General features: G+C 42.2%; 8 protein-coding genes and 4 pseudogenes. 9 read left to right on the plus strand and 3 right to left on the minus strand.

Annotated elements, in window-relative coordinates:
- Positions 1-66: 66 nt before the first annotated feature.
- From BXP28_RS04830 to gntK, 3 genes are all read left to right on the plus strand, one after another.
- Positions 67-744: a GntR family transcriptional regulator gene (locus tag BXP28_RS04830; protein ID WP_024094123.1), complete on the plus strand. Its 678-nt coding sequence runs from the start codon at positions 67-69 to the stop codon at positions 742-744.
- A gap of 110 nt (positions 745-854) precedes the next feature.
- The gene (locus BXP28_RS04835; protein ID WP_036654178.1) at positions 855-2,216 is read left to right on the plus strand and encodes a GntP family permease; all 1,362 of its coding nucleotides are present in this window, start codon (positions 855-857) and stop codon (positions 2,214-2,216) included.
- Between the two features lie 52 nt (positions 2,217-2,268).
- Positions 2,269-3,813: a gluconokinase gene (gene gntK / locus BXP28_RS04840; protein WP_394804626.1), complete on the plus strand. Its 1,545-nt coding sequence runs from the start codon at positions 2,269-2,271 to the stop codon at positions 3,811-3,813.
- 65 nt (positions 3,814-3,878) lie between these two features.
- Here the strand turns inward: gntK and BXP28_RS23945 are convergent.
- A pseudogene (locus BXP28_RS23945) lies at positions 3,879-4,189 on the minus strand (ABC transporter ATP-binding protein); the annotation flags it as partial.
- Between the two features lie 70 nt (positions 4,190-4,259).
- A complete protein-coding gene (locus BXP28_RS04850) occupies positions 4,260-5,087 on the minus strand; it encodes a metallophosphoesterase (protein WP_023484737.1) in 828 nt (275 codons plus the stop codon).
- Between the two features lie 176 nt (positions 5,088-5,263).
- On the opposite strand from BXP28_RS04850, the gene BXP28_RS04855 reads away from it, so the two are divergent.
- The 5 genes and pseudogenes from BXP28_RS04855 (at position 5,264) to BXP28_RS04875 (ending at position 9,799) form a co-directional block, all read left to right on the plus strand.
- Complete coding sequence (locus BXP28_RS04855; protein WP_023484736.1) at positions 5,264-6,382, plus strand: MGDG synthase family glycosyltransferase; 1,119 nt, start codon at positions 5,264-5,266, stop codon at positions 6,380-6,382.
- 85 nt (positions 6,383-6,467) lie between these two features.
- A pseudogene (locus BXP28_RS04860) lies at positions 6,468-6,603 on the plus strand (undecaprenyl-diphosphatase); the annotation flags it as partial.
- 151 nt (positions 6,604-6,754) lie between these two features.
- Complete coding sequence (locus tag BXP28_RS04865) at positions 6,755-8,287, plus strand: PTS transporter subunit EIIC (RefSeq protein ID WP_036654185.1); 1,533 nt, start codon at positions 6,755-6,757, stop codon at positions 8,285-8,287.
- A gap of 4 nt (positions 8,288-8,291) precedes the next feature.
- Complete coding sequence (locus BXP28_RS04870) at positions 8,292-8,972, plus strand: N-acetylmannosamine-6-phosphate 2-epimerase (protein ID WP_036654189.1); 681 nt, start codon at positions 8,292-8,294, stop codon at positions 8,970-8,972.
- Between the two features lie 35 nt (positions 8,973-9,007).
- A complete protein-coding gene (locus tag BXP28_RS04875) occupies positions 9,008-9,799 on the plus strand; it encodes a MurR/RpiR family transcriptional regulator (protein WP_036656619.1) in 792 nt (263 codons plus the stop codon).
- Between the two features lie 149 nt (positions 9,800-9,948).
- Here the strand turns inward: BXP28_RS04875 and BXP28_RS23950 are convergent.
- Positions 9,949-10,101, minus strand: a pseudogene (locus BXP28_RS23950) (VOC family protein); the annotation flags it as partial.
- Between the two features lie 197 nt (positions 10,102-10,298).
- Between BXP28_RS23950 and BXP28_RS04885 the strand changes: the two are divergent.
- Positions 10,299-12,721 (plus strand): annotated as a pseudogene (locus BXP28_RS04885) (penicillin acylase family protein).
- Positions 12,722-13,031 lie beyond the last annotated feature (310 nt).

Here is a 13,031-nt window from a genome sequence, read left to right on the forward strand (position 1 = left end):
TGTTAGAATGAACTATCTGTCATTTTGTCAAACGGATGACCATTTAAATTAGGAGAGTTGGATTAGATGCATTATCCATCAGCATGGTTGCAAGGAGTTTCACTTGGTGAATCAATAGCTTGTGAATTAAGATTACAAATTATAAATGGAACGATTAAACCCGGAGAAGTCATTTCTGAAAACAGGGTGGCTGCCGATTTTGGCACAAGCAGGTCTCCGGTAAGAGAAGCTTTGAAAACGTTATCGAATGAGGGATTGATCCGGTTAGAGCGGATGGGGGCAGTGGTCCTTGGTTTAAGCTCCAAAGATGTTGAAGAGTTATATGATGTCCGGTTTCTGATCGAAAGTTTTGTCCAGGAGCGTCTTGCTTCTATTAATCAAGAACCGTTAATGACTAAATTAAATCAAATTATCGATAAAATGGAACTGGCTGTAAAGTATAACGATATTGCCGACTTTGCTTATCAGGATTTTTCCTTTCATGAAACGACTGTGGCTGCGGCGGGACATAACCGAATTTTTTACCTTTGGACAAGCATACGGCATATTGTAATGACTGTTATGCTGATAACAACGGAAGAAGTTTTCTCTATGGGAGAGCGGAAGAAGCAATCCGTTATTGAAAAACACCGGACAATTATAAGAGGGCTGGAGTCCAAGAATGGAGAGATTATTCTTAAGACGGTCCGGACCTATTTTGCGGATTCACGACAAACGTTACATAATAGTCTGCCCCAATTTTAATTGGGGAAGTGGTTCAAACTGCGCATTCAGTTGTCGACAAGTATACTAGTTCAAAATGGGTATGCTAACGTAGTCAAGAGAGATTCCAGCTGATAAGGGAGGATTTGTGTATGAGCAGTTTATTTGTCCTCAGTCACAATGTAACGCTATTTTTTTGGACCTTCATTTCAATCGTTTTTCTTATTGTATTTATAGCAAAATTCAAATGGAATCCCTTTGTTACGCTCTTACTTTCTGCTTTGATGCTGGGACTCCTTGCCGGTATGAAACCTCAAGACGTGGTCAACGCAATAACAAGCGGATTAGGAGGCACACTAGGAACGATTGCCATTGTCATTGGACTTGGCACAATGCTTGGTAAAATGATGGCAGAATCTGGAGGTGATGAACAAATTGCTTCGACCCTGGTAGATAAATTTGGAGAGAAAAGGGTTCATTGGGCGATGATGATCGTCGGATTTATAGTGGGGATTCCGGTTTTCTTTGAGGTAGGCCTGATTCTGCTGATTCCGATTGTATTTACGGTTGCAACTAAAACAAAGATGTCTCTGTTACAGATCGGTATTCCAATTTTGGCCGGACTCTCAACCGTGCATGGTCTAGTTCCACCTCATCCGGCGCCAATGATTGCCATTGATGCCTATCATGCGGACTTAGGTAAAACGATTCTATATTCCCTTCTAATTGGAGTGCCAACAGCCATCATTGCTGGTCCTTTATTCGGCAAGTTCATTGGTAAGCGCATTCAAGTAGAGCCCCCGGCTAAGCTGGCCGAACAGTTTACACTTAAGACGGAACGGAAGCTTCCAGGGTTCGGTATAACCTTATTTACCATTTTGCTGCCGGTTATTTTGATGCTGTTTGGTTCCGTTGCTGATATTATAGATCCTCAATCAATTAGCGGCATTGCACTATTCTGTAAGTTCATCGGAAACGAAATTATTGCCCTCCTGATTGCAGTGGTATTCTCATTCTTTTCTCTTGGTTTTGGAAGAGGATTTACGAAGGAGGAAGTATCCCGTTTTACAACGGAGTGCCTGGCACCTACTGCTACAATTATTCTGATTATTGGTGCGGGAGGAGCTTTTAAACAAGTTCTGATTAAAAGTGGAGTAGGTGGAGCTATTGCCGAGATCGCGACACAAACCAACGTGAATATTATTCTGTTTGCCTGGTTTGCAGCTGCGTTAATCCGTGTTGCGACCGGTTCGGCGACCGTTGCCATGACGACAGCCGCAGGGATCATAGCTCCGGTTCTTGCAATGAATCCCGGAACAAATGTTGAGCTGGTGGTACTGGCAACAGGAGCGGGGTCCATTGTTTTATCCCACGTTAATGATGCCGGTTTTTGGATGGTAAAGGAGTTTTTCAATATGTCTGTACCTCAGACATTGAAGTCGTGGACAGTGATGGAAACGGTCTTGTCCGTTGTAGGCTTGCTTTTTACACTTCTCATCAGTACAGTAATGTAAGATAGCCAGAACTCCAGTAAAGAAGGTGTACCATTTGAACAGGAAAACATATATGATCGGTATTGATATCGGAACAACAAGCACCAAGGCCGTCCTGTTCGAAGAGGACGGGAAAGTTGTAGCGAGAGGAAACGGGGAGTACCCTTTATATACACCCGCTTCGACTATAGCGGAGCAGGATCCGGAACAAATTTTCCAAGCGGTCATCCAATCGGTCAGGCAAGTGATGACTCAAAGCCGAATCCTCCCTGATGACATTCTATTCGTCTCGTTCAGTTCAGCCATGCACAGTATGATAGCGGTGGATACTCAAGGTAAGCCTCTTACTCCATGTGTGACTTGGGCGGATAACCGCAGCAGTCAGTACGCTGGCAAATTAAAATACGAAATGAACGGACACGAGCTTTATTTGCGCACAGGGACCCCTATTCATCCAATGTCTCCTATAACAAAATTAATGTGGATGCGTCATGAGGCCCCGGAGATCTTTCAGAAAACATATAAATTCATCTCTATTAAGGAATATGTATTTGCTAAACTATTTAATGAATATTTGGTGGACTATTCCATTGCTTCGGCGACCGGGATGCTGAATTTAAACTATCTCAATTGGGATCAAGAAGCCCTGCATATTGCCGGTATTTCAAGCAAGCAGCTATCCAAGCTTGTTCCAACCACCTATCAGTTGGAAGGCCTGGACCCGGCATATGCTGAAGAGATGGGACTTAAGGCATCCACTCCGTTTATTGTAGGAGCTAGTGACGGTGTTCTTTCCAATCTTGGAGTTAACGCAATCGAGCCGGGAGTGGTCGCGGCTACAATTGGTACAAGCGGCGCGATACGAACGGTAGTGGACCACCCGGTAACGGATCCTAAAGGAAGAATTTTCTGTTACGCTCTGACTGATAAACATTGGGTAATTGGTGGTGCTGTCAATAATGGGGGAATGTTATTTCGATGGGTACGGGATGAGTTCGCTTCATCCGAAATAGAGACAGCGAAACGACTAGGCGTTGATCCGTATGATATATTGACGAAAATCGCTGAACAGGTAAATCCTGGGGCGGACGGACTGATCTTTCATCCATATATGACCGGGGAACGGGCACCGCTTTGGAACTCGGACGCGCGCGGCTCTTTCTTTGGATTAACTATGCACCATAGAAAAGAACATATGATTCGCGCCGTTTTAGAAGGAGTCATTTTTAATATGTATACTGTACTTTTGGCTATGGAAGAGCAGATTGGCAGGCCAAGTAAAATTCACGCTACAGGTGGTTTTGCCCGTTCCGTACTTTGGCGGCAAATGATGGCTGATATTTTTGATCAGGAAGTGGTGATTCCCGAGAGCATAGAAAGTTCCTGTCTTGGTGCCGTTGTACTTGGTTTGTACGCCACTGGCAGGACAGATTCCTTAAGTGTTGTTTCCGGAATGGTTGGGGTCACCCATGAACATAAACCAGTCAAAAAAAATGCAGAAATCTATCACGAGCTTCTTCCGATCTTTATTTCCTTCTTCCGAAAGCTGGATAAGGAATATGAAGCCATCGCGAAGTTTCAGCAGAAAATGTTTCGGATGAACCGCAACACAGTATAATCAAAACGAAGACCCTGAATAACTGCGATTATTCGGGGTCTTCTCTTTTCTCGAAGAATAGATTCGATACCATTATGGCCGACGACCGCAATTTTTTCACCACGTTTGACCAATAAATCGATCGGTCCGAACAGTGGTTCAAAATAGCCGACTATCAGATTGGTGGCCTCTATGATCCGGTGTACGGGATTAGCATGAACATGAAACATAAAACGGGGCTTTGGTCCGGACGGCTTTTTGCTTGTCTGGCCTTGCGGTTCCGATTTTTTTGTATAAAGCTTTCCAGCCTGCCAATTTCTCTTTTCTGCCTCTCATATGCTGCCTGTATCTGGAGTTTGCTTTGTTCGTAGCTGCTGAGGAATGTTTTATAATTCCCCGGACGGAAGCTTATTTTCCTGAATAAGGTTTTATCCCCTTCCGACGGAATAATAATGAATAAGGGAATGTTATACCGCCAGCTGATGAAGGGTCAGTTCAGGGCGGCTTCCTACGCGGATGTTAATTCCGGTCTGTCCCAATCCTTCACTGATATAAAATGGTTTTCCGTGATAAATATGAAGCCCTTTAATCATGTTCATTTGAACGAGTTGGCCCATTTTAACAAGATGGTATGGTTTAGGCCAATGAATTTGACCTCCATGGAAATGCCCGGAAAGCAAATAATCGTAATGAACATTTTTCATGTTTAGCACTATATTCGGATCGTGCGTAAGAACGAGAGTATAACCTTCATGTTCTTTAATTCCTTCGAACGATTCAGCTATATTGCTGCGCTTAGTACTAAAATCGTCTATTCCGATGATATGCAATGATTTTCCGTTGATCCTAATTACATCATATTCATTTTGCATCGTTCTGCATCCATAACGATCCAAAGTGTTCTTTAATAAAGTAAAATCTTGGCCTTTCAGCACATAGTCGTGATTGCCGAAAACGGCATAGATTCCATGTTTCGCCTGCAATCTGTTCAAAACCTTAAGATAAGGTATTAGTTTGGGAATGCTGTCTTTTCGATCAAGAAAATCTCCAGTCAGGGCAATAAGATCGATTTTCTGATCTTTGAGTTTCTCATATAATTGCTCCGGTAGAACCGAAATATTTTCGAGATGCATATCCGAGATTTGCAGCACATTTAGTAGCTGTTTAGTTTGATCATTGCAGTCCGAGATATCTAAATCCACTTTATTAAATTTAACTTGCCGGGTATTAGTATAGGCTTTATACAGAAAGCCTGCCAGCATAATCAAGATGAATCCGGTTGAAACTAAAGACATCAGTATTGGCTCCTTTCTATATAAACCAGTATAGATTGATAATTGAAACTTGTCAGCGGTAATTCATGGCTATAAAGGGTTTTCGATTCATGGGTCTGGAATGTATGATTAGCCTTTGTCCCGCACATACTAAAAAAACTATTAAGTGAAAAGGTAAAAAGTAGCGGGGGAATAAGATGAATAAAAAGGTTTTGTTTTTGCCTTTTTTGAAAATAACATCCGGTCATCATCAAGCTGCTGATGCGCTGATTGAGCACATCAAAGTAATGGATTCTTCCATTCATTGTGAAAAAGTTGATATTTTAAGTTATAGCTACGGCAAAACGGAAAAAGTGGTGTCTAAGTTTTATTTAAAATGGATTCATCTATTGCCGTTTATGTATAGTTGGATTTACCGAAAGAGCTGCGGTAATTTTGAAAGAGAAAGACGGTATTTTATATTGGAAATCATCTTTTTAAGATTTATACAAAAATTAATACATGAAAAACAGCCTGATTATATTTTTTGTACCCATGCTTTACCCTCTTATTTATTAAGCCGGATTAAGGAAAGAGGGATCATTTCCATTCCGGTTATTAATGTTTATACAGATTTTTTTATTAATGATATTTGGGGAAGAAGAGGAATCGATTACCATTTCGTTCCGGATTTTCGTATGAAAGAATGGTTAATTCAAAGAGAAATTCAAAAAGAACAAATTATCATAACGGGCATTCCCATCCACCCTGAGCTTACAGGTGTTCATAAAAAACAAATGGCCCATTCCTCCAATTTGTCCATATTGATTTCAGGGGGAAGTCTTGGTGCCGGGGTGATTAAACCCTTCATTCGAAATATTGGAAAGTCAGGAAAGATAAATTATATTGTTTTATGCGGTAAAAACAAAAGATTATATAAATATCTTATGGACAAGAAGCATCCGCGGATTATTCCGATGGCATATATAGAATCGAGAGAAGAGATGAATCGTTTATATAATTGTATCGATGCCGTGCTGACCAAACCGGGAGGAGTTACAATTAGTGAATGTTTATCCAAACAAATTCCCATTCTTGTGTACCATACGCTGCCGGGTCAGGAGGAAATTAATTTAGAACGGCTTTTAGAGCAAAAATTAGTTTTGCACTTGAACGATTGGAAACATACAGATATAGAAAATCAAATTTTAACTTTATGGAATGATGAACAAAATTTACAATCTTTAAAAGAAAAGATGGGTAAATACTGCAAGCAGGCGACAAATTTCACATTAGCCTTAAGTCAAGTTTTCCAGATAGACAAAGATTTCGTATAAAAATATAATTACCTAATAGTCATACTGGATTTTTCCAGGAATGGCTATTTTCATGGCCTGAATCATTCAAAGCGGATATGAACTTGCTGAAATCATCGGCAAAAATGGCCGGAAAGCTATACTCGCATCATCAGCCATTTGCAGAGCTCCCGCAGGTCAATAAGCTTATTGACCATGCAATCGATAATTCGTTTCCGAACGATCATACGATTCTGTTTTTTTGAATCTGTGTTTCCTTCTGGCTCATTCACAAAAAGGAAGGATGGATCTGGCTTCGGCTGTGTAGGGAAATATATAAAAAAACACTTGCTGAAAACCCTTTATTTTTTTATACTAAGAGTGAAAATAATTTACATCAAGGGGTGGTGACTGATGAATAGTTTCTTTGAGAAAGCTCAGCAATTCGGGAAATCTTTTATGCTCCCGATTGCTGTATTGCCTGCTGCCGGTATTTTACTAGGTATAGGAGGAGCGCTTTCTAACCCAAATACCATTCAAGCTTATCCATTTTTAAATGTTGCTTGGCTGCAATGTGTTTTTACTGTCATGTCAAGCGCAGGTAACGTAGTATTTGCCAATTTAGCTTTATTATTCGCAGTAGGTATTGCTGTCGGATTAGCCAAGTCGGATAAAGGTACTGCCGGGCTTGCGGGGGTTCTTGCCTATCTGGTGATGAATGCCACTATATCTGCTTTGTTGACAATTACAGGAACCATAAACTCGGCAAACCCCGCTGCCGCAGGACAAGGGATGATACTAGGAATACACACCCTTGAAACCGGCGTGTTTGGAGGGGTAGTAGTCGGAGCATTAGTAGCTTGGCTTCATAATCGTTATAACAAAACGCAACTGCCACAATTTTTGGGATTTTTCAGCGGATCCAGATTTGTTCCAATTGTTGCTTCGTTTTCAGCCATCATTATTGGTTCACTTATGTTTATAATTTGGCCCGTTGTACAAAGCGGCATCTTTAAGTTGGGCGGACTTGTTGAAACAACCGGTTACGTTGGTACTTTCTTTTATGGATTTATTCTTCGCATGCTTGGCCCGTTCGGTCTTCACCACATCTTTTATATGCCGTTTTGGACAACGAGCCTCGGCGGATCGATGGTTGTAAATGACCAGCTCATTGAAGGAACTCAGAGAATCTTCTTTGCACAGTTAGCTGATCCCGACACTCATCAATTTTATATAGGAACTGCACGTTTTATGTCCGGACGCTTTATTATGATGATGTTTGGATTAGTGGGGGCATCTTTGGCCATTTATCGCGCAGCCAAACCCGAGAACAGAAAGAAAGTTGCCGGACTTCTTGCCTCGGCGGCTCTTACTTCTTTCTTAACAGGTATTACGGAACCAATCGAATTTGCATTCCTATTCATCGCACCTGTTTTGTATTTGGTTCATGCCATTTTCGACGGTTTAGCCTTTATGCTTGCGCATATTTTTGAGATCACGATTGGCCAGACTTTTTCAGGAGGATTGATTGACTTCTTATTGTTTGGTGTTCTGCAGGGTGCGGATAAAACAAACTGGTTCATGGTTCCTCTAATTGGAATACCTTGGTTCTTCTTGTACTTCTTTACCTTCTCGTTCTTGATCAAGAAATTTAATTTTAAGACGCCAGGCAGAGAAGATGCTTCCGAACAAGTTGCCATGACTAATAAGAGTGAACGGGCCAAAACCATTATCTCTGCTTTAGGCGGGCAGGATAATCTGGATGCAGTTGATTGCTGCGCAACCCGTTTAAGAATAACGGTTAAGAATGCGGATTTGGTTCAGGATGATGTTTTGAAACAAACCGGAGCCAAAGGAATTCTAAAGAACGGAAATGGTGTTCAGGTTATTTATGGACCGGATGTAACGATTATTAAAAATGAAATAACAGAAATAGTAGGTGAGTAATAAAATGTTGAATAGAATCAAAAAGAAACTGGTAGTCTCTTGTCAAGCCCTTGAAAATGAACCGCTTCATAGCTCATTTATTATGTCGAAAATGGCTTTAGCTGCAGTAGAGGGCGGGGCATCCGGTATACGTGCTAATTCTAAAGAAGACGTGATTGCCATAAAAAAGGAAGTATCCGTACCCGTAGTCGGTATTGTTAAAAGAGATTACAAGGATAGTGAAGTTTATATAACAGCTACAAGAAGAGAGATTGATGAGCTGTTGGAAAGCGGCTGCGAAATGATCGCATTGGACGCGACGCTCAGAAAACGTCCGATGAATGAAACAATACCCGGCATTATAGCGTATGTAAAAGAAAAGAGCCCGGATATGCAGCTAATGGCAGACATTGCTTCGGTGGAAGATGCAATAGAAGCAGAAAAAGCTGGTTTTGATTGTGTATCGACTACGCTTTATGGATATACAAATGCAACAAAAGGCTGTAAACTATATGATAATAACTTCGAATTTTTAAAGAGAGTATTAGATGTGGTATCTATTCCTGCAATAGCTGAAGGGAATATCTTCACACCTGAAATGGCGAGAAAAGTCCTGGAAATGGGGGCTCATTCCGTAATTGTTGGCGGTGCTATAACAAGACCGCAGCAAATAACGGCCCGATTTATAAATGCTCTGCACAGTTAATTAAGTAAAAAAGGAAAGGGGGAGTGGCGGAAAAAATGGATTCATTATTAAAAACCATTCAATCGAAGTACTCCTCTTTTTCTGAGAAAGAAAAAAAAATAGCCGATTTTCTATTGTCATCACCGGCTGCAGCTGCACAATGTCATATTAAAGAAATTGCGGATCAGACAGGCGTTTCAGTTGCAAGCATAACAAGGTTTTCCAAGAAAGTACTGTGTCAAAGTTTTGTCGAACTGAAGCTGAAACTGGCTCGCGAATCTTATGATCATACTAAAGATGAATTAGATGTTGAACTCAAGAATCAGTATAAAGAAATGTTTAACGACATCGAATCTTTAATAGAAAATGAACCTTTAAAAGAAGTACTCTCATTGATAAAAAAAGCGAAGCGTCTATTTATTTACGGGTTAGGAAGTTCAGGGCTGGCGGCACAAGAATTTAATTACCGTTTAAGCCGTATGGGGTTTTACTCCGAGGCAGTGACAGACCCCCATTTAATGATCATAAGAAGCGTGTTGTTAGAAAAGGACGATGTGGTCATTGCCTTCTCACGTTCCGGACAAACTAAAGATCTGCTAAAATCTTTAGAGGCTGCCAAAGGCAAAAAAGCAAAGTTGATAGCTTTCACAGCTTTCGGGGATACTCCCTTGACAAAGATGGCTCATAAAGTCATATGGACCATACATCCCGTTAGATATCAGTATCTATCCACGGGCCTGGATATGAGCGTATTATATTTAATTGATTTAATCAGTTTCCATCTGCTGAAAAACGAGGATCGAAAACGTATCTATACGGAAACGGTAAACGTCATTTCCGGGCAATGATCCTGCTCCTCTCACGAAGGTGCATACGAATAAGAGAGATTCTCACTTTTTAAAGATCATAAACAGAGAGCCGGGAAACATTTCCCGGCTCTCAGATTGCCGACAAAAGTCTTTGAATTCAACTTCCTTGCTGGGTAATAAAGTGATTTTCATTTAATAAGATTTAATTGCCATGTAACTCCGTATTTATCTTTAACCCAGCCAAATTTTTCACTAAACGGGTAAGCTGCTGACGGCATTAAAACAGAGCCTTCCCGGGATAATTCCCCAAAGACCCGGTCAATCTCTTCCTCGGTATTACATTTTAACGCTCCCTCAGCAACGTCTTCATTTGCTCCATAATGCTCAATATATGGAAAGATTTCAATTAATGCAAGAAATAAACCAAAATCAGAAGTTTTTTTAATGAAAACTCCGGCATAAACCTTGTTAAAGATAATATGAATAAATTACCAATCAAAAATGCATATACCCAAATTTTATTTTAAGGAGGGTTATGATGAGTACGACAGGCACATCCCCGGCCACAGAACGGCTGCCAAAGAAAAAAAGAGGCGGATGGCGCGTCGTATGGATAACGGCGCTTATTATTGTATTATTAATCGGGATCGTAACGGGTGTAGCTTATTGGATTGCACGGAGCAGTCTTCCGGTTATTGAGGGAAAGTTGGAACTGGAGGGACTTCAGCAGACGGTTTCGGTTTGGCGGGATGTGAACGGCGTGCCGCACATTGAGGCCCGGAATGAGCATGATTTGTATGTGGCCCAAGGGTATCTGACGGCCCAAGACCGGTTGTTTCAAATGGATATGATGAGACGAACAGCTTCAGGACAGTTAAGTGAAGTCATGGGGGAACAAACGTTGGAGCGCGACAAGTTTTTTCGGGCGTTCAGCCTGCGCAGGGCTGCAGAAGCTTCTCTGGACGCTTATTCCGCTGATGCCAAGAATGTGCTGGAATGGTATGCCCAAGGTGTGAATCAGTATATTCATCAGGCAAAGGCTTCAGGATCTCTTCCGGTTGAATTCCGCCTGCTGGGATATAAGCCGAATGATTGGGAACTGGTTGATTCACTGGTGATCGGCAAATATATGGCCTATGATCTTGGCAGACATTGGGCCAGGCAGGCATTCCGCTACCAGCTTGCCCAGCGGGTATCGCCGGAAATGGCGCTGGAGTTATTCCCCTCTTACCCGAAGGGGGACCCTTAATCATACAGGCGATGAAGGATCATCCCATCGATCTCCGTGCTATGTTTGCGGCGGCCGTGATCCCTGATCCGTCTAGCGGCAGCAACAACTGGGTTATTTCCGGTAAAAAATCTGCATCAGGAAAACCCATGCTTGCAAATGATCCGCATCTGAAACTCGGTACTCCATCGATTTGGTATGAAACACACCTTCAGGCAGAAGATTTGAATGTTAGCGGAGTTGTTTTCGCAGGTATTCCGGGTATTATTCTTGGTCATAATCAGCATTTGGCCTGGGGAGTCACAAATTTGAACCCGGATGTCCAGGATCTATATATAGAGAAACGAAATCCGGACAATCCGAATGAATTTGAATATATGGGAAAATGGGAGCCCGCTAAGCTCTATAACGAAGAGATAAAGGTCAAGGGCAAACCAGCGGTTTCTTATCAGGTGGCTGTAACAAGGCATGGTCCGATCATTTCCGAATTCGCTGAGGATAATCGGCAAGATCTGGCGCTTGCGTTGTGATGGACCCCGTTGGAGCCTACAAAAGAACTTGAGGCGTTTCAGCGGTTTGGCAAAACACGGAATTGGGAGGAGTTTAAAGAAGCACTTTCTTATTTTGAGGCTCCTGCTCAAAACTTTGTTTTTGCCTCGAATGACGGGACCATAGCTTACAGGGCAAACGGCAAAATCCCCATCCGGTCAAGCGGGAACAGTCAGGTTCCGGTTCCGGGGTGGACTGGCGAATATGAATGGACCGGATATATTCCGCGGGAAGAATTACCGACCAGCGTTAATCCGTCAAAAGGGTATATCGCAACCGCCAATAACAAGGTCATTGATGACAAATACCCTTACTACATTACAAACTCCTGGTCTGAACCGTACCGGGCAGCCCGTATCCAACAGGTGCTGGAAAGTAAGGAAATTTTAGAAGTAGAGGATCTTAAGAAACTTCAATTTGACCGCCGCAATCTGCTGGCAGAGGAATTCCTGGAGAGACTGTTAGCGGCCCTGCGAAAAAACGATTCCCTTCGTCCGATTGATCAAAATGCAGCGGATTTGCTTCAGGCCTGGAACAAGGATGATGATGCGGAACAGGGTGCTCCATTGATTTTTTCTTTTTGGATTAGACAGCTTGAAGATGTCATATTTAAACCTGAAGTGACCGATGATCTCATGGAATTATTTGAAAATAAAGCGAATGTACGGAATTCCCTGCTTCAAAAGGCGATTGCCGGAAAACCGGCTCCGTGGATTGATGATAAAGGAGGCTTCCAAAAGGTAGCGATGCGCTCTTTCCAGCTTGCCGTAGATCAAGCGGTTTCCCTGCAAGGCAGCGACCCGGAAAAGTGGCAGTGGGGCCGTTTTCACCAGATTAAATTTGCACATCCGCTCAGTACTGTTAAGCCGCTTGGACTTTTGTTTAATGCCAAGGCAGTAAGCATGGGTGGCAGCAAAGTCACGGTAGGCATGGCGGAATGGGATGCGAAAACAGGGGAAGTGAATCTGGGAGGAGCCTGGCGAACGGTAATTGATCTCGCAGATCCTCTGAAATCGTTCAATATTGTGGGGCCCGGGCAATCGGGGCAACTGCTGAGTCCTTGGTATCACGATCAGGTTGAGGCTTGGACAACAGGCAAGTATCACGAAACCAGCATGGTGCCGAGCATTTATCGGGAAGCGGGATATCACTTGGAATTGGTTCTTGCCGCGGGCAAACATTGAAAAATAAGAAATCCGCTTATCTACCGCTGATTAAACAATGGCGGCGGCAAAGAGGGGATGCAACCTCCGGGGATGGACCCAGCAATTAGATGATGCCAGATATTGGTCTAAGAGTTCATTTGTAATTTAAAGAATCAAGGGAATACCCTTTGGTTCTTTTTCTTTTTGACGTTAGAGCATAAAAGCATAAACAGGAATGGAATTCTGATATTTTTTCTCTTTTTCAACATTTTTTGAATATACAAGCAAATGCGGCGACAAGGTAATAATTAGATATCAAGGAAAAGAATGAAGGGAAGACATGAAGTGG

The sequence above is a fragment of the Paenibacillus larvae subsp. larvae genome, from assembly GCF_002003265.1.
GTDB lineage: Bacteria > Bacillota > Bacilli > Paenibacillales > NBRC-103111 > Paenibacillus_H > Paenibacillus_H larvae.

Coding starts and splice junctions, on each gene's coding strand:
- BXP28_RS04830 (WP_024094123.1), top strand. CDS start 67: ATGCATTATCCATCAGCATGGTTGCAAGGAGTTTCACTTGGTGAATCA.
- BXP28_RS04835 (WP_036654178.1), top strand. CDS start 855: ATGAGCAGTTTATTTGTCCTCAGTCACAATGTAACGCTATTTTTTTGG.
- gntK (WP_394804626.1), top strand. CDS start 2,269: ATGATCGGTATTGATATCGGAACAACAAGCACCAAGGCCGTCCTGTTC.
- BXP28_RS04850 (WP_023484737.1), bottom strand. CDS start 5,087: ATGTCTTTAGTTTCAACCGGATTCATCTTGATTATGCTGGCAGGCTTT.
- BXP28_RS04855 (WP_023484736.1), top strand. CDS start 5,264: ATGAATAAAAAGGTTTTGTTTTTGCCTTTTTTGAAAATAACATCCGGT.
- BXP28_RS04865 (WP_036654185.1), top strand. CDS start 6,755: ATGAATAGTTTCTTTGAGAAAGCTCAGCAATTCGGGAAATCTTTTATG.
- BXP28_RS04870 (WP_036654189.1), top strand. CDS start 8,292: ATGTTGAATAGAATCAAAAAGAAACTGGTAGTCTCTTGTCAAGCCCTT.
- BXP28_RS04875 (WP_036656619.1), top strand. CDS start 9,008: ATGGATTCATTATTAAAAACCATTCAATCGAAGTACTCCTCTTTTTCT.